Here is a 21,589-nt window from a genome sequence, read left to right on the forward strand (position 1 = left end):
TCCTCCGGATCAAGTTTGTTTCTCCTGCCTTGCGGGGTCGTTCCAAGCTGTCTTCGGCCGGTTTTCCGGATAGCCGTGCTGCATTCGATATTCCTTTCTTGCCTCTGTGAAATCCCACCAGGACTTGTCGCTTTCCGGATTGTTGGCGAAATGAACCAGCAACCGGAATTGATCCTCCACACACGGGTCGATCCAACCCCCGCACTGCTGTTCCAATTGATCAAACAGTTTCGCCCCATCGGATCCTTGCAGCTCCTCCAGCGAATAATACCCCAGCCCAACCACGTCCTCTGCGAACCTCGGACCAATGGAAGGAATTTGTTGAAAAACCGCCAGTGCATGCAGAGTCTTGCCCCGGTTAATAGAGACTTGCAGGATTCTTGCCAACTCTTCCGGCTCCAGGTCAGCAATCTGTGCCAATGTGATTCTGTTCCGCTTGAGGTTACCCCATTCTTCCGGGGTTAAAGGCAGTTTGGGGGTTTTCGTTTTCATCCGGGGTTCCTCCATATAGTGACCTCCAAATTGAAAAATGACACCTTAGTCTCATCCCAAGGTGCCGCATCGTTTGCCTAACTCAATCTTTATTCAGTGAACCTGTCTTCTCGTATTTCTCCACCAACAGGTCAAATTTGAGATTACTCATTTAGTCCCACGACCAATTTACCCGGTCACTAGATGGCGTGTCAACCAAAAGTCGAAAGATTTTATCGTTAGGGTATTTAATGTTCGTTAAAGGACAGGAGAAACTTCTGTTGAAATATTAACCAGAACCAGATTGATGAGTACTGAGGAGGGTTATATGAAAAAGTTTAAACTGGGTTCGATACTGATAGCAGCGGCAATTCTGTTTGGTTCAACGATCCCCGCTAGTACAACTCTGGCTAACCAGGGCAAGTATGTACCACCGAAGCCTCTGTTCTCTGTTTATGTAGAAGGAAAGCCTGTGGCATTTAATGCTCCTCTACAAACGGAAGAGGGGCGGTTGCTCGTTGAAGTAGACCCTGTGGCTAAGGCTTTGGGGGCAAGTGTTTTCTTTAACTCTGATTCTACTCAGGCAGAAATCATTAAAGCTGACGTCCGACTCCAAATTGATTTTAAACAGGGAACTGTGGTGAAAAATGGGCAAGCCATCCCCGTGTCACCCAAACCCAAACTGCAGGATGGCCAACCTGTGCTACCAGCTAGATTCTTGGCAGAGACTTTTGGCCTGCCTATTACTTGGGACTCCAAAACGAATGAAGTACGCTTGGGGCCCAGTCAGGCAACTTTGGACAAATGGGCTGTCATTCGGACTCAACTCGTCAAGTCGCGTGATGCAATGCAGCAGTTGAACTCCTTCACAGCCAAGGCTCAATATGAGATTCACGCACAACTCCCAATTACGTTGGCTAAATTGGATGTTTCGGGTGAGGCAAAGGCTGTTTTTCATAAGGAACCACTGGCTGTACATGTGCAAACCAGTCCGGGCTCCACTTCCAATCTGCCCCCCAACTTTGCTGACAACCTTCTAAAAGAGTGGAACTTCTATATTGCAAACGGTAAAGTATACTCCCTGCATTATCGTGACCCAAAGAAATGGAAAGTCGAAACTCTGTCTGAAAGAGAAAGTATGGAAGCAAGCAATCCTTTCGCATCTTTTCTCAAAAACGAGGATATTGAAGAGTATCTTCCCTATACAGAGTTACTTGAAGAAGATGGATACCAGATGGTTGTGTTCCGCTTGACAGGGGATGATTACAGAGCCATGAAGCAAGCCAGAGCTGCTAAGTATGGGTATTTCCGCAATGACTATGAGGAATTGGCACCTTCTCACTCGAAACTCGTTCTCTACTTCGATAAATCAACTGCTCATCTAGTTAAATCCCATATCAGTGCAAGACTTTACGAAAGTGTACCATATGCTGTAGATGCTTTTATCACCCTAGGTGACTTTAACAGCGCACCACCCGTGATAGTCTCGCCTGATGCTTTGAAGGCGGAACAGGAGCAGGAGCGGGGAGATCGTCGCTAGTAACTCGTAAGTGAGCGAAACGTGACCGGACGTTTAGGCCAAGTGAGCGGAACGATTGTTCCAACCACTTGGCCTCTCTATAGCTACTGTCCCTCCGCCAGAAGCGGACTATACATCATAAACGCACGATTCTCTGTAATAAACTCATCATCAACTTGCTCTCCATTCTCGAATCCACTGTGCCAGTCTCATCCACCAACCATTCGGCTTGAAATGCTTTCTGTAATGTTTCTTTTTCCGGAGCTTCAATTGACAAATCTATATCAGAACGGGGATTGCAGTCTCCTCTGGCACGTGAACCAAATAGAATAGCTTTTTGGACGGCGGGTGAAGCCGAGAAAATTGTGTGGAGTTGATTCTTTATATCAGTATCTACCTGCATCTGAAATCCCCTCACTTCGTCTGGAAGTTCAATTCCAATTATACAGAAAGACACTTTGAATTGACCAAGGTGTCTTAACATAGTCGATATTTATTTCAGTGAACCTGTCTTCTCGTATTTCTCCGCCAACAGGTCAATCTCTTTCTTTAATTCCGCCACCAGATCCTTCTCAGGGACCTTCCGCACAATCTCGCCATGACGGAACAGCAATCCCTCCCCAACCGAACCGGCAATCCCGATATCCGCTTCCTTGGCTTCCCCGGGGCCATTCACGGCGCATCCCAGAACGGACACTTTGATCGGCGCCTTGATTTTGGAAAGGTACTCCTCAATTTCGTTTGCCACACTGATCAGGTCAATTTCAATCCGGCCGCAGGTCGGGCACGAAACAAGCGTTGCAGCATTGGAAACCAAACCGAATACTTTCAGCAGTTCCCTTGCCACTTTGATTTCTTCCACCGGATCTGCGCTAAGCGACACACGGATGGTATTGCCTATCCCCATGCTCAGAAGCGTCCCCAGCCCGGCGGAACTCTTGATGGTTCCGGCAAACAAAGTGCCGGACTCGGTGATCCCCAGGTGCAGCGGATAATTGAACGATTCCGCCGCCAGACGGTATGCCTCAATCGCCAGAGGGACATCGGACGCTTTCATTGACACAATGATGTTCCGGAAATCAAGATCTTCCAGGATCCGAATGTGGTGCAAAGCACTTTCAAGCATCCCTTGCGCGGTCGGATACCCGTACTTGTCAAGGATATGCTTCTCCAGGGAACCGGCGTTCACACCAATCCGAATCGGAATATTTCGCTCCTTGCAGGCTTTGACCACCGCTTCCACACGTTCGCGACGACCGATGTTGCCGGGATTGATGCGAACCTTGTCGATGCCGTTCTCAATGGCCTTCAGCGCCAGTTTATAGTCAAAATGGATATCCGCCACCAGGGGGATGGAAATCTCTTTCTTGATGTCTTTGATCGCTGCAGCCGCTTCCTCGTTGTTCACCGTTACACGGACCACCTGGCAGCCCGCTTCTTCCAGACGGTGAATCTGCTCCACCGTAGCTTTCACGTCATGGGTCTTGGTCATGGTCATGCTTTGAATGATGACCTGATCATTGCCGCCTATTGTCAAATTGCCCACCTGCACCGGGCGTGTCTCTCTTCTGTGGTACATTCGAACAGTCTCCCATCTGTCAGATGTTCGTACCTATTATACCCTCTAGCCAAAAATCGGGCTAGTGCCACGAATCGGCAGACCCTTCATTTCAGAAAGCTGCTTGCTCACCCATAACTTCGGGAGACGATTCCAAAAACAAGAGACTTTGAGGAACTTATTGTGTATCACCTGGCTCCCTTTCTGACAATAAGGGGTTTAGTAGGTCTTATTTGGTGGGATTTCAAGGGCTTCCCCCTAAAAATCCTCGAAATAAGTGCCTGAAAATCCCCTGCTTCAATATATTGCTCCCTAAGTACAGAAATAGGGACCTCTGAATCCCTTACTTGCATAATACCACGAAAAAAGGCTGCCCCCACTTGGGACAGCCCGGTGAATTGTGCAAGTTACACATTCAATTCCGTAAAGAAGAATCTGACCAGAATCAGTGCGCTGAGCACCCACATCAGCCAGTGGATCTTGTGCTTTCCGCCCACCAGGTTGTTGGCCAAAGCCAGGATTACAAAGAACAGGATCCCGAAGGAAATTCCGTTTGCGATCGAATAGGTGAAAGGCATGATCACGATTGTCAGGAACGCAGGGATCGAATACACGAAATCATTCCACTCGATATCTTTTACCGCTCCCATCATCAATACACCCACGATGATCAGCGCAGCAGCAGTTGCCTGCCCCGGTACAAGCAGCGCCAACGGAGCAAGAAACAGGGCGAGCAGGAACAGCACGCCAGTTGTGACAGCGGTAAGGCCTGTACGTCCGCCTTGGGAAACACCTGCAGCACTTTCAATGTATGCAGTTATGGTACTGGTTCCAAGCAGTGCACCCAAGCTTACGCCACCTGCATCCACCAGCATTGCGCGGCCGATTTTTTCTTTGCCGTCCGGCTTGTCCAGAAGCCCTGCTTTCGCGGCAGTACCCGTCAAGGTTCCGAATGTATCAAACAATTCCACAAAGGTAAAGGTAAAGATAATGGTCAACAGACCCGCGTTAATGGCACCCGCAATATCCAGGCTGCCAATCGCCAGATTGGAAAAATCGGGGATCCAATTCGCGTTGGCCAAGGAGCCAAGATTGGTAATTCCCATCGGGATGCCGATAATCGTTGTGATAATGATTCCAAGCAAAATCGCGGCAGGAACCCGCATCGCCATCAAGATGCTGGTCACGAGCAAGCCGATAGCCGCAAGCATAATCCCTTTGTCATGGATAAAGTTCCCCAATTGCATCAGCCAGTCAAAACCGCCAATGTTCTTGAGCGGCTGCGCCGGATCTTTCCCGATGTAAAACGCAGTCAGCAAGCCACTGTTCTTGAATCCGATGATGGTAATAAACAACCCGATCCCCACTGTCACTGCCGCACGGAGGGATTTAGGCACCGCCTCCAGCATCATCTGCCGAATCTTGGTCAAGGTTAACAGGATAAAAATAAGACCGGAGATAAAGACGGCACCCAGTGCCATTTGCCAGGTAATCTGCCCGTTGGAACTGAGGACGACGGCTGCAAAGTAGGCATTCAGCCCCATGCCCGGTGCCAGAGCGATCGGGAAATTCACAAGCAATCCCATCAGGATCGTGACCAGACCTGCCCCCAGAGCGGTCGCCACGAATACGGCGTTAAATTCCATTCCGGTAGCCCCGCCAGCCGTCAGGGTCAGCGGGTTCACGATCAGAATGTAAGCCATCGTGATAAACGTGGTGATCCCTGCAATGATCTCAGTGCGAACATTCGTGTTGTTTTCCTGCAATCGGAAGAATTTTTCCATTGCTTGATGTCCTCCCTTTCTTTTATTCCCACTCAATCGTGGCAGGCGGTTTGGAAGTTATATCATAAACCACCCTGTTTACATGAGGCACTTCATTGACAAGACGGGTCGAAAGCCGCTCAAGCACGTCAAAGGGAATTCTCGCCCAGTCGGCTGTCATCCCGTCTTTGGAAGTGACAGCCCGGATGCCGATGGTATAGGCATAGGTCCGTTCATCTCCCATGACCCCGACGCTCCTGATATTGGGCAAGACCGCGAAGTACTGCCAAATCTCCCGGTCCAATCCGGATCTTTTGATCTCGTCCCGGACCACCCAGTCTGCCTCTTGCAGCAGATCCAGCTTGTCCTCCGTTACCTCGCCGATAATGCGAATTGCCAGACCCGGCCCCGGGAACGGCTGCCGCCAGACAATTTCATCGGCAATTCCCAACTCGGTGCCAAGGGCCCTCACTTCATCCTTGAACAGCGTCTTCAGCGGTTCCACCAGTTCAAACTGCATGTCTTCCGGCAGTCCGCCCACATTATGGTGGGACTTGATGGTGGCTGCCGTGGCGGTTCCGCTTTCGATAATGTCTGTATAAAGTGTGCCCTGCGCCAGATAATCGAAATGACCGAGTTTCTTCGATTCCTCCTCAAACACCCGGATAAATTCTTCACCAATAATCTTGCGCTTCTGTTCGGGGTCGGTGACTCCCGCCAAACGGGCCAGGAACCGTTCTTTTGCGTCAATTTTGACCACGTTCATGTGAAATTCCTGGGCGAATGTCTGCATGACCAGATCCGCCTCGTTCTTGCGGAGCAAGCCGTGATCCACAAACATGCAGGTCAGATTGTCACCGATAGCCCGGTGTACCAAGACGGCCGCCACCGAAGAATCCACACCGCCGGACAACGCACAGAGCACTTTTTTGCCCCCGACAACAGACCGGATATCGGCAATTGCTTCGTCCACATAAGATCCCATCGTCCACTCTCCGCGGCAACCGCAAACTTCGTAAAGGAAGTTCCTGAGCATCTCTTGGCCATGGATGGAATGGTTCACTTCCGGATGGAACTGAACGGCGTAGATTTTGCGATCCGGGGAACTCATGGCCGCAACGGGAGCATGCTCCGTGGAAGCGTCCACCTGAAAACCGGCCGGAGGTGCCAGCACCAGGTCGCTGTGGCTCATCCATACCTGCTGTTCTCCAGGTTGGTTCTTGTAAAGAATCGAATCGGAACGAACTTCGATCATCGCTTTTCCGTATTCCCGCACAGCCGCCCGCTCCACTTTCGCCTCAAAGTGGTGGGCAATCAGCTGCATTCCATAACAAATTCCCAGAATCGGAACGCCCAGTTCAAAAATGGCAGGGTCAACTTTCGGTGAGCCCTCCGCATACACAGAATTGGGACCGCCCGAGAAGACAACCCCTTTTACTCCCATCTCTTTCAGCCTGTCAGCCGTAACGGTTGGCGGAAGCAACTCTGAGTAAACGTTCAGTTCCCGAATGCGCCGGGTGATCAGCTGGTTGTACTGTCCGCCAAAATCGAGTACCACAACAGATTCATGTTTCACTGCCCATCTAGCCCCCAAGACTGATTAGAAAATAAAAAACACCGGTTTTGCCCGTTGAATTTGACTTCCTTACTAGGATTAGCAAAGATTGACAGTCAAATACGAGGCAAAAACGGTGGTCGCGAATCAAGACTTGCCGAACAACCGCCTCGTAGTCAGGTCATTTACGGTGACCTGGTAGAGACTGTCGGGCCCTATCCCCGACGTTATACGAGCGTTTCCGACATCAGTTTACACGAACATTATTTGCAAGTCAACGCTTGTTTGTTCGTCCTATTTTTCGAACGATGCGTTCCCAAAGCTCTTGTGATTCCATTACTTCCTTCTTTTCAACCGGTTTGTTGCCATAACGAACCCGCTCAAAAATTCGGACCAACTGAATCCACTCATTCCCACGAAAGCCTTTGGCTGTCATTTCCGCCCCAAACTCCCTGACTGTCACATTCGGATCCCGACGCAAACCGAATCTTTGGATAATCGTCAACAAACGGTCTATGGCATGAACAATCTGTAACTTCCCGTCATCACCTTTCCCGGCAGACCGCTTCAGATAGAAGGCGATCAGCAGGCGGCGGCGGAACAGGAATCCCGCAGCAAGCAGCAGTATGCACAGTGCCAAAGTGACGGACCCAATCAGTCTCCAGTTAATCTCATATGTCACTTTGACGCTGTCATCCGTTTGCTGCGGATTGTCAGGTTCTTTTCTTTCCGTTTGTTCGGCGGGCTGCTCCGGGGCAGCCACCGGAGTCACTTCCTGCACCACAGGTTGGGCGAAAGTGGCAGTCGGCTCAAACGGAACCCATCCGGTTCCCGGAATCCAGACCTCCACCCAGGAGTGGGCATTCTTGTTGCGAACCAGATATTTCTTCATGTCACTGCCCGGGACGGGGGTTGTGTCCTGCTCCCCGGCGGTGAAGCCTTTCACCCATCTTGCCGGCATCCCGACAGATCTGGCCAACACCACCATGGAAGAAGAGAAGTGGTCACAATACCCTCTTTGGCTGTCAAACAGGAACTGGTCGACAAAATCCTGATCGGCGGCCGGGAAGGGAACGTCTTTCGTTTCATAGGTGTAGTTGGTTCGCAGGTATTCTTCGATCGCTTTTGCTTTTTCGTAGAAATTCTCCTTATTGCCCGCAATCGTAACAGCAAGGTCCCGCACCCTCTGGGGCAGCGTGCCAGGCAGGTTCATGTATGCTTCATACCGCTTCTGTCGTATCAAATCCATAAATGCCTGCTTGTTTGTCTCCTGCCAGAACTTCTCCTCCCGTGTTTGAATCCCCTCCGGGTCATAGAAAGGCACATGGGACACCACATCATAAATGGTCCCCTTCCGAAGATCGGACGCCATACGCCAAGCTGTCGGGGTAAAGTATTTGATGGAAAACCGGCTTCCGCCAGACGGATTTGGCTGGACGTTTTCAATTTGGTATTGTCCCAACAACACGTCAAACTGGCCGTTTTCCATCTGGATTTGCTGACGAACGTACTTGGTCCGGACATCCGCCTGAATCGCATAGTCGTCTCGGAACTGTTGGGTTGTTTCCTGAAGCGGGAAACGGGGAGCCACCGTAAAACCGTTATCAGCCCAACCCTTCCCTGTGTATACCGCTTTCGACTCTCCGCGATAGTACCCTTCCTGATTGGTAAGTACCGTGAAGGCAATCGTCTCGTCCATCTCGTACGGACCGCCCAGATTGCTGTCGTCGTTCCCGTACCCGATTTTTTTCGGACCGTTCAGCCCCTCATTGACCGCTTTCCCCTGCAGAAAGGAAACGGGATCCGGCCAGGAAGGAGGGAGTTTGGGGGCAGCCATGCCGGTTCCGACAGCTGATGCAGTCACAACCAACGTCCACACCACCCATTTGGCTGGCCAACCTCGCATTCTTTTCGGAATGCGGGCCCATTTTTCCAGTTCCGGCAGTTGGGAAAGCGACAACATGATAACCCCAAGCAGAAAGTAGCGAACCACATATCCGGAAGCATCCGGCGGGAAGAACGTATCAATCACGCCAATCACAAGCTCCCCGATGAACAGCAGCACAAACAACCATACCCGGCTGATCATTGCATTTCGATAGACAGAAGCGGTTAACCAGAGGAACAGAAGAAACAGAAACGTCCGGGTAATCTCGGGCACATCCGTAAAGTTCCGCTCCACCAGCAGATTGAATCCGACCGACAGTTCCCTCCCCAGATCCAGAATCCATTTGAACTCCCAGATCTTCTCGCCAAAGAAATAAAAATAATGCATAAACGAGAACATAAGTGCCAGTTTCAAGCCAATCTGGACAATCCGAGCGGGAACCAACAACTCAATTCCCAACAACAGAGCCACAAACAGGTAGAACCCGTCCATGTCGGGGATGCCGCCCGCCTGCCCCAGCGGAGCCAACAACTGGTACAGCCAGACGAACAAGATGGCGGTCAACAGAAAATCCCTTGAAAAAGTGCCGGTAATCCAATTAGATGTACGCTGCATGAACAACCGGCCCCCTTACCGCTTCCTCCAATTCCTGTTCACTCCCAACAAAATACGCATGCACTCCGAACAGCGCCAGCTTGCCGATCATCTCCCGCTCGGCCTGTGTAATCATGGAGGAACTCTTGATCAGGAAAAATTCCGTCTTAATCTTTCGATAGTCAAGCAGTCCCACGAGCTTGACCATTTCCCCGTCCACAACAGGGGTAACCAGCACGGCCGTCGAACCCCGCGTCAGGTAGCTGATCTCTTTCAGCACGGTATCCGTAAAAGACAGGTCTGAATCCGGCTGTACAATTGCCAAATGATCCAAAATCTTGATGAATTGTTCCTGGTTGCGGGATACCGGGAAAATCTTCTTTTCCATCCCGTGTGAAACAAGACCGACAGTATACTTCCTCTCCAAACCGTAACGAATCAGGGAAGCGGCTGCGGTCACAGCCGTCTCGAACACCGGCCCCCCGGCCGCCCCGTAATCCTTCTGACAGCGGTTCAGAAAGAACATCAGATCGTTGGTTACATGCAGTTCAAATTCTTTCGATTTGAGGGCACCCGTTCGGGCTGTTGCCCGCCAGTGAATGCGGGATAACCGGTCTCCAGGCGCGTAATCTCGGACTCCAAGCACGTTTGTGGTATCTTCTGCCATCCGGTTTTGCGCGTAGGACATCCCCGCATTGAACTGGTTGACCGTATGCCAGTATCTTACAGGCACAATTCTCGGATATACAGTCACTTCGTCGTGACGGGAGTGGACGGCTTTTTTTCGATAGAGCCCCAGAATATCCCCCGTTTGCAGAATCGTGTCCTGCAGGGAGTATTTGCCCCTTTGCATGTTGGGAATCACGTATTTCATCCGGATCTGTTTTTCAAATCCCGGGAAGAAGATTCTTTTGTTTTCCGCACCCCGAATGACCAACCGGTGCGGGATCACATCCTCCACCACCAACCAGGCCAGCGGCCATTTTGACTGGGATCTGACTTCCAGGTCCACCTCCAGACCGGAACCGGCCGTCAGTTTATTGGCGGAGATTCGCCTTGTGCTTGTCAGGCGTTGACCGGCGTAAAGACGGGTCAGGATCTCATACAAAACAATTACGCTGGTGGCGGCAAACAAGAACCAGGAAGCGTATCCCCCCTGAAATTTTGCGTAAGAGTATGTGGAAGCAAGCACAAGAAACAGGAGTGCATACAAGCCAAAGGTCTTCCGCACTTATCTTCTCTCCCCGTCTCTCGCAATGGGAACCGGAACGCTTCGCATCACATCCTGCAGTACGTCCTGCACCGTCACCCCTGACAACCGTGCTTCGCTCTTGAGAATGATGCGGTGGCCAAAGGTAAGAGGCACTAACCGCTTCACATCGTCAGGCACCACAAAGTCACGTCCCAGGATAAAGGCAAGAGCCATGGAGGCTTTCAACAACGCAATCGACCCCCGGGGAGATGCTCCCAGGTACACATTTCGGTTCTCCCTTGTAGCGGTGGCAACTTTCACAATGTATTCTCGGACGCTTGGCTCCACATACACCTCCTGGACGGCTTCCTTCAGATATTGAATGGTTTCCAGATCCAGCACTTGCTCAAGCTGTTCAATGGGATGGCCTTTCTCCTGACGGGACAAGATGTCAATCTCATCCCGCATGCTCGGGTAACCAAGGCTGATTTTTAACAGAAAGCGATCCAGCTGGGCTTCCGGCAGCGGGAAGGTTCCCTCGTATTCGATGGGGTTCTGGGTAGCCAGCACCATAAACGGCTTATGCAGGACATGCGTGACCCCGTCCACGGTGATGTTTCCTTCCTCCATTGCCTCCAGCAGGGCCGACTGCGTTTTGGGAGACGTCCGGTTGATCTCGTCCGCCAGGACAATATTGGCCATGATGGGCCCCGGCCGGAACTCAAACTCCTGTGTTTTCTGATTGTATATGGAAACCCCGGTCACGTCCGACGGAAGCAAGTCCGGTGTAAACTGAATCCGCTTGAAGGAACAGCCCAGCGATTTGGCAAGTGTCCTTACCAGCATGGTCTTTCCTACACCCGGCACGTCTTCCAGGAGAACGTGGCCGCCGCTTAGCAGCGCCACAAGGCAATAATGAACGGCTTCGGATTTTCCGACAATAACTTTCTCCACATTTGCAACCACTTGCTGCAGCAATGCATAAGGTTTGTCGTAATTCGTGTCCACCAGCCGTTGTTCGTCCGTCAGCTTCATTCCCGTCAAATCCTCCAGTCACTGAATCAGTGTTATCTTTTTCCAATTCGCTGCCAGAATGGCGATACCTTCCCAAAATGAGAAAATGCCTTATTCCATATCTACGTTCCTATTATTAACCTATCATTCTTTACGTAAACTGGCACGCGGGAAAAATTGGCCCTGCTATGAAAGAAACACCCTCGGAGAATTGGACATCCCCGAGAGTGTTTTGGTTACTTGATCTATTATAAACCCAGATACGGACCCGGATTTACGTACAACATCCGGCTTCCGCTGATCCCCGTAGCAACCGAGAAGTGCAGATGCGGTCCTGTGGACTGACCGTCGCTTCCGATACCCGCGATCTGCTGGCCGCGTTTTACTTCCTGACCGACCGAAACATAGATCTGATTGCCGTACATGTGTCCGTATACACTCATAATGCCGCCAGCGTGTTCTATAACGACCCAGTGACCGAACCCTTGCGCAGCCCCCGCGAACCGAACCACGCCATTGTCGACCGCAACGATCGGTGTTCCGACAGGTCCGGCAATATCGATTCCGGCGTGCATGGTGCCCCAACGCGGTCCATAGCCGGAAGTAATCACCCGGGAAGAGGGAACCGGCCATGTCCAATTCCCGGCACTCTTGATGCCTTTGCCGCCGTTCAGTTTGGCGGCGATTGCAGCCGCGATTTGCGCCTCAATTGCCTGTATCTCCTGCTCTTCCTTCTTGGCTTGCGCTTCAGTAATTTGGCGTTCTTTCTGAACCTGCGCCAGAATCGCCTGCTGCTCTTTCTTGATCTTGTCCTGTTCGGCCTTGGCGGCGTACATGGCGTTCTGACGGACTTGGCGCAAATCCTGTTCGCGTTTCAACTGCGCCTGGGTCTCGTCCAGTTTGCGTTTCTCTTCCTTAATGCCCTCCACCAGACGCTTGTCCTGATTGACCACAAGCGACAACGTGCTCATACGATCAATAAAGTCGCTGAAGTCGGTGGATTGGAAGAGGACCTCCAGATAGGAAACGTCTCCGTCTTCATACATTACACGCAGACGCTGTTTGAGCATCTTTTTCCTTGTTTCCAGCTTGTCCTGCGTCTTCTTGATCTCGACTTCCAGTTCCCGGATCTTGGCGGCACCCGCATTGATTTCCGCCTGAATGGCGTTGATCTGTTGATCTAACTCTGCAATTTGCTGGTTGATGATCGCCAGCTTTTTCTCCAAGTCTTTCTCATCGCTGCGAAGTTTCTTGATTTCCTGCATTCTCTGGTTATATTGCTGCCTGAGTTCATCAAGCCGTTGTTGGTCCGATTCAATACTTGCCTGAGCCGTTGTAAACACCGGTGTCAGCAGCATGGCAGCCGTAAGAACCCCTGCCATCCATTTCCTTGAAGCCATGATCGATCTCCCTTCTATCGATTGTCATCGCATCGAAAGCAGATTTCTCGATGATAAACCAAGCGATATCCATACTTATTCGACGAGTTTCGTGGATTTCCTGTCGCTTTCTGCGGTTTTTTCGGAGAATCGCCATATTTTTGGCGATAAATGGCAGGTTTTGCGCAAAAAAATTCGCCAGCAACCATACCTGCTGGCGATTCCGATTCTCCTATCCCCCGTATTCTTTCAAAATATCACGCAGTTCTTTCAGATCCAACAGTTTGTTACAGACGTTTGCCCAGTGCAGACTCGGAGCGCTTTGTAACGCAGACTGGGCTGCTTCCAGATGCTCCATGGCTGATTCAATTTCCTTGATGGCTGCATCCACCAGATTGTTCGCCCGAACTTTAAACATACCTACTCCCCTTTATCGACTGTGGTTTTGGGAAGGAACCTGCGGAAAATCATTTTAATCGGTTCCTTTTTGTTGTACAAAGTTTACATCGTCGGTAAAAAAAATCTCTCTCGGATCTTTCCCAAAGAAATTCGAAATCTTGAGCATGAGGGAACCGGAGGGGTCTGATTTTTCTTTTTCAATTTCAATGATGGTTTGGCGGGAGACCCCCACAGCATCCGCCAGTTCTTGTTGTGATAAATTCATATCCCTGCGCAGTTTTCGAACAATATTTCTCAAAATCAGTCCCCTCTTTACAAAATGTGATTCCTACCCCAAATTGTAAATTACGTGCAACTTAGTGTCAACTATGTTCAACAATCTTTCTGTTTTGTCTTTGTCAGGTTTGGTTTACAATTTGTTATATACAGCTTACATTTTGGATGTGTTCAGAATGAATGAATTGGGTAATTTGCTTCGAAAGTTACGTGGTCAACGAAGTTTGCGGGAAATGGCAGAACTGGCTGAAGTAAGCCATACCTATTACGCCGATTTGGAAAAAGGCATCCGCCGGGGAACGGGGGAGCCAATCAAACCGTCCCCGGAAACTTTGAAACGAATCTCCAAGGCAACCGGGCATCCGTATGAAGACCTGATGAGAGCGGCCGGCTATTTGCCAACCGGATATGAGAGCCATGTAACCGAAAACAAATCCCGGTATGTGACCGCGAAGCTGATTCGAATTCCGGTTCTGGGATTTATCAAAGCCGGAAACGAACTGTATGAAAAGCAGCAAGTGGTCGGTTACAGACTGGTGGCAAAAGAGGAAATTCCCGATGGAGAATACTTTTATTTGATTGTCAATGACGATTCCATGATTGACGAAGGCATTAAAGAGGGCTCCAGAGTTCTTGTCAGGCTTCAGGATTCTGTTGATGAAGGAAAGATCGGCGTAGTGCTTGCAGATGGAGACAGGGCCAAGCTCAAACGGATTTTCTACCAGGGAGACAATGTCATCTTGCAGTCATCCAACCGGAAAATCCCTCCCCTGCTTCTGCCGAAAGAAGCAGTTCAGTTTCAGGGTCAAGTGACAAAGGTTGAATTTGATGTGTGAACAGCCTGGCACAAAAACAGGAAGCCCTTGATAAAAGAGCTCCCTATCCGTTACTATGCCTGCGCCCGCCAGGCGGCTGAGAGGATGTGGTGTGGAGCTCAGATCAAGCTACGGATTCCGTAAGTAACGTTTTCCGTTACCTAGATAATAGTAACGGATTCCGTTAATATAAAGCTATATTCTTGCTATTTTCTCAAATCAAGTTAGTTAAGTGTCGAAATCTGTTAGTCCGTGTTATCATCCTCGTATAGGGGAAGTTTTGCAAAAGACAAACCAATCGAATGAATCGATGGTCCAAATTTGCTGCATTTGCTTGAACAACAAGGAATCAGAGCAAAGATTGTCATTCCAGAATGACTGAAAGGATGATATTCATGTCTGATAAGCTGGATCTGATTTTACAAAAGCTTGGCAGAATCGAAACTGAATTACGGGAAGTAATAACCGAACAAAAGCAACAAGGTGAACTTCTTAAGCAACAAGGTGAACTTCTTAAGCAACAGGGTGAACGTCTTGAGCAACAGGGTGAACGTCTTGGTCGAGTAGAATCCAAAATCGACACGATTCAAACCGATATCCAGATCCTCAAAGGTGGACAACAGGGAATTCGCTCCGAGATCACCGATCGTTTTTCTGAAGTGAAATCGGAATTGCGCCGACTGAAAAGCGATATCGAATACACCTATCATAAGACCGCGCAAAACGAACTGGAACTGAGTCGGTTGAAGAATCAGTGAATGGGGAAGCAGGTGGAGTAACGCTGGAAGGGGATTTATATGAGTGACAAACTGGATTTGATCCTTGAAAGACTTGACAGAATCGAAACTGAACAAAAACAGCAAGGTGACATCTTGATTCAGCTGATAGGCACTGTCAAAGCAACCAACGAAAAGGTCTCAGATATCAAAGATGCGGTCTCTTCCTTAGCGAAAATCCAGGAGAAACAAGACAAAATCCTTGAATCCTTGGCTCTTCGTTCGTTGGAACAAGAGTCTGAGATCCGAGAGATCAAGAGAATTAAATAGAAAAAGAGCAGCCCAATTTCGGGCTTTTCTTTTCATCACCTAATAGAACGTACGTTTGTGTAGAGTTGGGATCAGCATGATCCTGCACAAAACAAGAAACCCCTTGCTTTACAAGGGGTTCCCCGACTCCACAAGGAGATTCTATTACATCATGTCCATGTACTTTATCCCATTTAACCCATTTGAATGATTTTCAAAGGGGCGCTAAATGCCACGTGAGATCTGGTTTTACTTAGATCGGTTTCACGGACTTTCACGCCCCTTTGTTATCCTTAATTCTTCTGTGCCTTCCCATCCAGAAACACATCGCTGGAGTTTGTTGCAGAATCCTTATAAATGCCCAACGCCCAGAATCCTTATTCTCTTTTCTTGCCTGCCGCTGCAGTTTCACAAACAGATCCACATATTTTACATTCGGTGGGATCGTCATCAGCTTCGCGTAACCTTCTTTCAGCAAAATGGCGTTACACATATATTTCTCTATGTCACCCTGAGTCTTTGGTTCCTGCAAATAAAGGTATGACAGTGTCCGTCCGTTTTATCTTTTGGCTGAACATCTACCTCAACAAAGACCTTCTTCCCCTGCAATTGGGATTTCGTGAAATTGCTGGCTTCTTTCCCGTAAGGCATAGGTTTCACGCCGGGCTTGACGGTCTCCGGTGTATTCACGCCGATCAACCGAACCTTCTCTCCGCCTTCCAATTCCACCGTGTCGCCGTCCTATACCTTGATGACTGTCGACCATCTTCCCTTGATGTGTACAGATTGCGAATCCTGTTGACCCTGAGCATTTTGCTGAGGTCTTTGTTCTGCTGGCTGGATCCGATTCTCTGCACCTGGTGAGCATCCGGCCAGGAACAGAAAAGCAGATGTTATGACCAGTAGTTTCCTCATGTTGCACTCCTCTTCTCTTGCTATTATAAAAGTCCTGAAAAATAAAAAAAGCCTCGGCACGTAGACGAGGCGATGTGTATCGAATCCTTTGGCGAAGAAACGGAAATTGCTTAACTGATATCTTTTTTCATTTTCAAACGTCTAACACTATGAAAGAACGAAAAGAGGTGAACCGGGTGAACGAATGGGAAAGCTTATACCAGGAGTATGGGGATGATGTATACCGATTTCTCATGTATTTTATCGGGAATCGAAATGATGCGGAAGATTTATTAAATGAGACGTTCATTAAAGTTTTCCGGAACTTGCATCAATTTGACAATCGTTCCGGTATCAAAACCTGGATTTTGTCCATCTCGCGAAACGTGGCACTGGATCACATTCGCAAAAAGGAACGGTTGAAAGCCCTAAATCTCGTTTTGCAAAAGGAACCTGTGGACGATCCACAATTGCCTGATCATTTGCTGCAAATGAATGAACGAAAACGCATTCTGTACGAAGCGATTCAATCATTAATACCTAATTATCGTATCGTTGTCATTTTACGTGGCATACAGGAATTTTCACTGGCAGAAATCGCATCCATTCTTGGTTGGAAAGAAAGTAAAGTGAAGATTACATTACATCGTGCAATGAAAGCGTTGCGTGAGATATTGGAAAAGGAGGTTGCCCTTTATGGAATGGACACCTGAAGAAAAGGAACTGTTTCAGGAATTGCGTGAATTCCCAAAGCTGCACGTTCCTGATACAGCACGCGGAAAAATGAATGAACTTATGAAGCGGCAAGCCGCCGTTGATCGAAAAAGGAAAAGGATGAAACTTGCTACCGGCGGTGTGGCGGGGGTTGCAGCCGCGATCGCATTGATGATCGGGATCATGAATTACGATCAAATAAAATCAAAATTTGGCAGTCAAGTGGCTGAACCCGGCAAGCATTCTTCGGTTGCGCCAACCCCCAATACTGACTCTCCGAAGTATTCTGTCTCCACCCAGCAATTAAGCGAAGCACTTCCCGGAATTGGCGACCGTAAAGACGAATTTGCAAAGATTCTTAAACATAGTTATGACGTTATTGTAGAACAACAAGCCAAAGGTAAAGAAGGATCTTTTAATGCTGCTCAAGAATTACGTAGTGATATGCAAGCAATAAGTAAACTTTTCCCCGAAACGATCGGACAAAATATGTATATTTGGGCCCAAGGAACAAACAAAGAATTGGGACTTCCTTACAAGCAATTTGATGAAGAAGCATATAAGAAATTAAAAGCCTTGAATACCGTCCCATTAATAAACGAACTTGTTCTGGATACTTACGGAAATGCTGTAGTTTATCTTGAACGAGGAGATTTAGACAACCAGAGGGTTCAAAAAGCGAAGGAAATTTTCAACCGTTATTACCGTTACCTTAACGACGGTAAATAACAAACACTTGGAAAACGGGAGAGTGTAAAGAAATATGAAAAAAGCAATAACAGCAACTATCCTCGCTATCCTTGTGCTTACAGGATGCAGCAAAGAAACCGTGGAAATATCGGTCGGAAAACAGTCGATAGCAGAGGAGGAAACCAAATTGTCGGATCCAAAATCGCAGCTAGAAGTAGCGCCCACCACAGAAACCAAATCAGATCCGCAGCTGCCACCGAACACTACAGAATACGGCTACAAGCGGGAATGGAAAACGGATGGAGACATCAACTATGCCATGACTGTATTCAACCGGAACCCAGGGGACGACACAAGCGAAACCGCGAAAAAACTCCGGTCGGTGGTTCAAAATGCCGGATTTGAGATAGACAACCTCTGGGAGTGGGAACAGGACATCAACAATCAACATCAAGCCCATGTGCTGGTCGGAATTATAGGTGAATCGATCACCACCCAACAAGCGGTGCAGCTGCATGCCAAAGTTGAGAAGGCATTGGTTCCAAATGGAGTAACAAACCTCGGATTGGTGATCGCTTGGTGGAACAAAGGAGACAAGAATACCTACACCATCCAGCTCCATGACTACTATGGCAATAACCAACTCGAAGTCAAAAACTTTTATACTGGAGAAGGGATAAATTTGCAAAAGCTAGTTCCGAAAGTCAAATAACGAAAAAAAAGGAGCGAAATCTTTCATCGCTCCCCGTTTTTTTATTTTCAGAGTCTTTATTTGGTATTGATGATGTAGTTGTTCGGGGCATTACAAACTAACTCGGAAGCAAAATACTCTCCCACATATTGAATAAGCTGACCGTCCGACTTACGACGTTTACCCCAAATACGGATTCCCGTTCCACCACAATTTAGACCGCTTGGGGTTGTTACCTTGGTGTACCCATAATTATTCGCAAAAATAGCTTGGTGTGTAATATAGTCGATTGTGTCATACAAAAAGCCAGTGGAGCTATAAACCGACATATTCTGGCGAAGGTCATAGAAAGAGCCACCAAGGGAAAAACAGTAGTTTGAATCAACGGAACAATTGTAAGTGTCAAGACGGTAAAGCGCTTCGGTATGACGAAGCCCGTCGTCCCCGTTAACGTAGATAATACCGAACGTTGAATTTTGCATAGCGACAGACCTAATTGGAACCCAACCTTGACCATAAACGCGGTCGTAAGTGTAAAATACGGCAGGAGACGCGGTTTCGTCTTGAAAGAAAAGTTGCCCGTCGTCGACCCGAACGCCTTCCGATTCAGTATAACCGCCAACGCCTTGATAAGTGAAAACCCACATTAGCAAAACCCCTTTGCAATTTTTGATTTGAGTCCAAAAATAGCCAACCTCGTATGAATATTAAGCTACGTTATCAACCACCCCCCTCACAGTTTTATAGAAATGCAAGAATTCAAGAATCTGAAAGGTACAGAGACACAATTTACATTCACTGTAAGAAAAATCCACTTATAAACCTCGTCCAGTTATCTCTGCTGCAACCGCTTCGGCATTCCCTCGATCTCCAGCCACGCCTTTTCGATGGCGATCTTCGCCCGCGCCGCATCAAACGGAATCCCTTTTAGCCTGGCCTGGGCCTCCAGATAATCCAGTGCATGGCTGAGTTTTTCATGCCCTTTTAATTGCGTGTACGCGGTTTCCGCAAACGCATACGCCTCCCGTGCGAGAAGCTCCAGCATCTCCTGCTGTCTGGCATTCAGATGGGTGGACAGAATCCCCATGATTTTCTTCCGCAACACAGCACTTGATAATCGTCTTCCTTCTTGCCACGGTCGGGCATGCCGTTGGCAACAGCCCCGGGATCGGGATCGGCACCGCCATGTCCCGGATCAATGCAAATCAGAGCCCACGCAAGCCTTCTTCTCCAGCAAGGCGTCCACCCCAAGATTGTGTCAGAACGTCTGGGACACTCCAAGATCAACATCACTCTCGACACCTATTCTCATGTTCTCCCCGGACTTCAAGAGCAGGTTGCAAAAGAATTCGGGGATGCTCTTTTCGGGAAAAAATCACTTTAGCGAATTAAAGATTTGCATTTGATTTGCAATCCCAAAAAATCAACGTTTTGGTTAGATGTCATAAAAATAAAGGAACCCTTGATTTCTCAAGGATTCCTTCGGGAATCAACGGTCACTTTTTCAAGGTGATCGCTTTATTATTACATCATGTCCATGCCGCCCATGCCGCCAGGCATTGCCGGTCCTTTGTCCTTTTCCGGCTTGTCAGCTACCACAGCTTCGGTGGTGAGGAACATGGCCGCTACGGATGCAGCGTTTTGGAGAGCGGAACGGGTAACCTTAGCCGGGTCCACGATACCCGCCTGGATCATGTCTACCCACTCGCCGGTTGCCGCGTTGAAACCGATGCCGACTTTCTCGGTCTTCAGACGCTCAACGATAACCGCACCTTCGAGACCTGCGTTGTCAGCGATTTGACGCACAGGAGCTTCGAGAGCTTTGCGAACCAGGTTCACACCTGTCAGTTCGTCGCCTTCTGCGGTTACTTTGTCGAGAGCGGCGATAGCGTTTACGAGTGCAGTACCGCCCCCCGCAACAATACCCTCTTCCACTGCCGCACGGGTTGCGTTCAGAGCGTCTTCAATGCGCAGCTTCTTCTCTTTCAGCTCGGTCTCGGTAGCAGCACCTACTTTGATGACCGCTACGCCGCCAGCAAGCTTCGCCAGGCGCTCCTGCAGCTTTTCTTTATCGAATTCGGAAGTGGTTTCTTCCAGTTGTACTTTGATTTGGTTGATGCGTGCATCGATGTCCGCCTTGTTGCCGGAACCGTCAACAATGATGGTGTTCTCCTTGGAAACGCGAACCTGACGGGCACGACCAAGCTGATCGATGGTGGTGCTCTTCAATTCGAGACCGATCTCTTCGGAGATCACTTGACCGCCGGTGAGGATCGCGATATCCTGCAGCATCGCTTTACGGCGATCACCGAAGCCAGGAGCCTTAACCGCAACTGCAGTGAAGGTACCGCGCAGCTTGTTGACAACAAGGGTTGCAAGAGCTTCCCCTTCCACGTCTTCCGCAATCATCAGGAGCGGACGGCCGGATTGAACCACACGCTCGAGAACCGGCAGGATTTCCTGAATGTTGCCGATCTTCTTGTCGGTGATCAGGATGTACGGCTCGTCAAGAACCGCTTCCATCTTGTCAGCGTCGGTTACCATGTAAGGAGAAATGTAACCGCGGTCAAACTGCATCCCTTCCACAACTTCGAGTTCGGTGGTGAATCCTTTGGATTCTTCAACAGTGATGACACCGTCTTTGCCCACTTTCTCCATTGCGTCCGCAATCAGGGAACCGATCTCTTCGTCGCCGGCGGAGATGGCAGCTACTTGGGCAATGTTTTCGCGGCCTTCCACTTGCTTGGAGATGTTCTTGATCTCTTCAACGGCAGCACGAACCGCTTTCTCGATCCCCTTGCGGAGAATCATCGGGTTGGCGCCTGCAGTTACATTCTTCAGACCTTCACGGATCAAAGCTTGTGCCAGAACCGTAGCGGTGGTGGTACCGTCACCCGCAACATCGTTGGTCTTGGTGGCAACTTCTTTCACCAGCTGCGCACCCATATTTTCAAATGCGTCTTCCAGTTCGATTTCTTTTGCGATGGTCACACCGTCATTGGTGATGAGCGGGGAACCGAATTTTTTCTCAAGTACCACGTTGCGTCCTTTCGGACCAAGGGTTACTTTTACCGCATCAGCCAAAGCGTCAACACCGCGGAGCATCGCACGGCGGGCATCTTCACGAAACTTAATCTCTTTAGCCACGATAA

At 49.1% G+C, this 21,589-nt stretch carries 23 protein-coding genes, 1 pseudogene and 1 riboswitch; of the genes and pseudogenes, 7 read left to right on the forward strand and 17 right to left on the reverse strand.

The window, feature by feature from the left end:
• Positions 1 to 9: 9 nt before the first annotated feature.
• Positions 10 to 492, reverse strand: a complete 483-nt coding sequence (locus EFBL_RS01950) for a helix-hairpin-helix domain-containing protein (protein WP_096180517.1) — start codon at positions 490 to 492, stop codon at positions 10 to 12.
• Between the two features lie 307 nt (positions 493 to 799).
• On the opposite strand from EFBL_RS01950, the gene EFBL_RS01955 reads away from it, so the two are divergent.
• Positions 800 to 2,011 carry a copper amine oxidase N-terminal domain-containing protein gene (locus tag EFBL_RS01955; protein WP_165912576.1) on the forward strand — a complete coding sequence of 404 codons (1,212 nt, stop codon included), beginning with the start codon at positions 800 to 802 and terminating at the stop codon, positions 2,009 to 2,011.
• A gap of 115 nt (positions 2,012 to 2,126) precedes the next feature.
• On the opposite strand, the gene EFBL_RS01960 is transcribed toward EFBL_RS01955, so the two are convergent.
• From EFBL_RS01960 to EFBL_RS02005, 11 genes are all read right to left on the reverse strand, one after another.
• Positions 2,127 to 2,393, reverse strand: coding sequence for a nucleotidyltransferase family protein (locus tag EFBL_RS01960; protein ID WP_103143236.1), 267 nt, complete (start codon positions 2,391 to 2,393; stop codon positions 2,127 to 2,129).
• Between the two features lie 90 nt (positions 2,394 to 2,483).
• Entirely contained in the window at positions 2,484 to 3,569 is a 1,086-nt protein-coding gene (gene ispG, locus EFBL_RS01965; RefSeq protein WP_096180458.1) for a flavodoxin-dependent (E)-4-hydroxy-3-methylbut-2-enyl-diphosphate synthase, read from the reverse strand.
• Positions 3,570 to 3,955: 386 nt separating this feature from the next.
• Positions 3,956 to 5,332 (reverse strand): NCS2 family permease, encoded by a 1,377-nt coding sequence (locus tag EFBL_RS01970; RefSeq protein ID WP_096180459.1) that lies wholly within the window; start codon positions 5,330 to 5,332, stop codon positions 3,956 to 3,958.
• A 22-nt stretch (positions 5,333 to 5,354) separates the two neighbouring features.
• Positions 5,355 to 6,887 carry a glutamine-hydrolyzing GMP synthase gene (gene guaA / locus EFBL_RS01975; RefSeq protein WP_096180460.1) on the reverse strand — a complete coding sequence of 511 codons (1,533 nt, stop codon included), beginning with the start codon at positions 6,885 to 6,887 and terminating at the stop codon, positions 5,355 to 5,357.
• 131 nt (positions 6,888 to 7,018) lie between these two features.
• Positions 7,019 to 7,121, reverse strand: a riboswitch (purine riboswitch).
• 19 nt (positions 7,122 to 7,140) lie between these two features.
• The gene (locus EFBL_RS01980) at positions 7,141 to 9,369 is read right to left on the reverse strand and encodes a DUF4129 domain-containing transglutaminase family protein (protein WP_096180461.1); all 2,229 of its coding nucleotides are present in this window, start codon (positions 9,367 to 9,369) and stop codon (positions 7,141 to 7,143) included.
• Positions 9,353 to 10,579 carry a DUF58 domain-containing protein gene (locus tag EFBL_RS01985; protein WP_096180462.1) on the reverse strand — a complete coding sequence of 409 codons (1,227 nt, stop codon included), beginning with the start codon at positions 10,577 to 10,579 and terminating at the stop codon, positions 9,353 to 9,355. The genes EFBL_RS01980 and EFBL_RS01985 overlap by 17 nt, the downstream gene beginning before the upstream one ends.
• Positions 10,580 to 11,575 (reverse strand): AAA family ATPase, encoded by a 996-nt coding sequence (locus EFBL_RS01990; protein ID WP_096180463.1) that lies wholly within the window; start codon positions 11,573 to 11,575, stop codon positions 10,580 to 10,582.
• Between the two features lie 227 nt (positions 11,576 to 11,802).
• The gene (locus EFBL_RS01995) at positions 11,803 to 12,954 is read right to left on the reverse strand and encodes a murein hydrolase activator EnvC family protein (RefSeq protein WP_096180464.1); all 1,152 of its coding nucleotides are present in this window, start codon (positions 12,952 to 12,954) and stop codon (positions 11,803 to 11,805) included.
• Positions 12,869 to 13,138: a hypothetical protein gene (locus EFBL_RS20405; RefSeq protein ID WP_165912577.1), complete on the reverse strand. Its 270-nt coding sequence runs from the start codon at positions 13,136 to 13,138 to the stop codon at positions 12,869 to 12,871. The genes EFBL_RS01995 and EFBL_RS20405 overlap by 86 nt, the downstream gene beginning before the upstream one ends.
• A gap of 27 nt (positions 13,139 to 13,165) precedes the next feature.
• On the reverse strand, positions 13,166 to 13,351 hold the full coding sequence (locus tag EFBL_RS02000) for a hypothetical protein (RefSeq protein WP_096180465.1): 186 nt from the start codon (positions 13,349 to 13,351) through the stop codon (positions 13,166 to 13,168).
• A 54-nt stretch (positions 13,352 to 13,405) separates the two neighbouring features.
• Positions 13,406 to 13,630 carry a helix-turn-helix transcriptional regulator gene (locus tag EFBL_RS02005; protein ID WP_096180466.1) on the reverse strand — a complete coding sequence of 75 codons (225 nt, stop codon included), beginning with the start codon at positions 13,628 to 13,630 and terminating at the stop codon, positions 13,406 to 13,408.
• A 154-nt stretch (positions 13,631 to 13,784) separates the two neighbouring features.
• Between EFBL_RS02005 and EFBL_RS20410 the strand changes: the two genes are divergently transcribed.
• The 3 genes from EFBL_RS20410 to EFBL_RS02020 all read left to right on the forward strand — a co-directional run bounded on the left by EFBL_RS20410 (position 13,785) and on the right by EFBL_RS02020 (position 15,469).
• Positions 13,785 to 14,444 (forward strand): LexA family protein, encoded by a 660-nt coding sequence (locus EFBL_RS20410; protein WP_165912578.1) that lies wholly within the window; start codon positions 13,785 to 13,787, stop codon positions 14,442 to 14,444.
• Positions 14,445 to 14,818: 374 nt separating this feature from the next.
• On the forward strand, positions 14,819 to 15,181 hold the full coding sequence (locus EFBL_RS02015; RefSeq protein WP_096180468.1) for a hypothetical protein: 363 nt from the start codon (positions 14,819 to 14,821) through the stop codon (positions 15,179 to 15,181).
• 39 nt (positions 15,182 to 15,220) lie between these two features.
• A complete protein-coding gene (locus tag EFBL_RS02020) occupies positions 15,221 to 15,469 on the forward strand; it encodes a hypothetical protein (protein ID WP_096180469.1) in 249 nt (82 codons plus the stop codon).
• A gap of 253 nt (positions 15,470 to 15,722) precedes the next feature.
• On the opposite strand, the pseudogene EFBL_RS21770 reads toward EFBL_RS02020, so the two are convergent.
• Positions 15,723 to 16,099, reverse strand: a pseudogene (locus EFBL_RS21770) (thermonuclease family protein).
• 440 nt (positions 16,100 to 16,539) lie between these two features.
• On the opposite strand from EFBL_RS21770, the gene EFBL_RS02035 reads away from it, so the two are divergent.
• From EFBL_RS02035 to EFBL_RS02045, 3 genes are read left to right on the forward strand one after another with little or no spacing between them, the layout of a single operon-like run.
• On the forward strand, positions 16,540 to 17,055 hold the full coding sequence (locus tag EFBL_RS02035; protein ID WP_165912580.1) for an RNA polymerase sigma factor: 516 nt from the start codon (positions 16,540 to 16,542) through the stop codon (positions 17,053 to 17,055).
• Positions 17,039 to 17,785 (forward strand): hypothetical protein, encoded by a 747-nt coding sequence (locus tag EFBL_RS02040; RefSeq protein WP_096180473.1) that lies wholly within the window; start codon positions 17,039 to 17,041, stop codon positions 17,783 to 17,785. The genes EFBL_RS02035 and EFBL_RS02040 overlap by 17 nt, the downstream gene beginning before the upstream one ends.
• A gap of 34 nt (positions 17,786 to 17,819) precedes the next feature.
• Positions 17,820 to 18,458, forward strand: a complete 639-nt coding sequence (locus EFBL_RS02045) for a hypothetical protein (RefSeq protein WP_096180474.1) — start codon at positions 17,820 to 17,822, stop codon at positions 18,456 to 18,458.
• A 56-nt stretch (positions 18,459 to 18,514) separates the two neighbouring features.
• Here EFBL_RS02045 and EFBL_RS02050 read toward each other — a convergent pair whose 3' ends face one another.
• From EFBL_RS02050 to groL, 4 genes are all read right to left on the reverse strand, one after another.
• On the reverse strand, positions 18,515 to 19,084 hold the full coding sequence (locus EFBL_RS02050; protein ID WP_096180475.1) for a hypothetical protein: 570 nt from the start codon (positions 19,082 to 19,084) through the stop codon (positions 18,515 to 18,517).
• 185 nt (positions 19,085 to 19,269) lie between these two features.
• The gene (locus EFBL_RS02055) at positions 19,270 to 19,524 is read right to left on the reverse strand and encodes a phage holin, LLH family (protein ID WP_165912581.1); all 255 of its coding nucleotides are present in this window, start codon (positions 19,522 to 19,524) and stop codon (positions 19,270 to 19,272) included.
• On the reverse strand, positions 19,500 to 19,727 hold the full coding sequence (locus EFBL_RS20860; RefSeq protein ID WP_165912582.1) for a hypothetical protein: 228 nt from the start codon (positions 19,725 to 19,727) through the stop codon (positions 19,500 to 19,502). The genes EFBL_RS02055 and EFBL_RS20860 overlap by 25 nt, the downstream gene beginning before the upstream one ends.
• Before the next feature lie 234 nt (positions 19,728 to 19,961).
• Positions 19,962 to 21,584, reverse strand: a complete 1,623-nt coding sequence (groL, locus tag EFBL_RS02065; RefSeq protein ID WP_096180477.1) for a chaperonin GroEL — start codon at positions 21,582 to 21,584, stop codon at positions 19,962 to 19,964.
• Positions 21,585 to 21,589: the final 5 nt, after the last annotated feature.

The sequence above is a fragment of the Effusibacillus lacus genome (genome assembly GCF_002335525.1).
Lineage (GTDB): Bacteria > Bacillota > Bacilli > Tumebacillales > Effusibacillaceae > Effusibacillus > Effusibacillus lacus.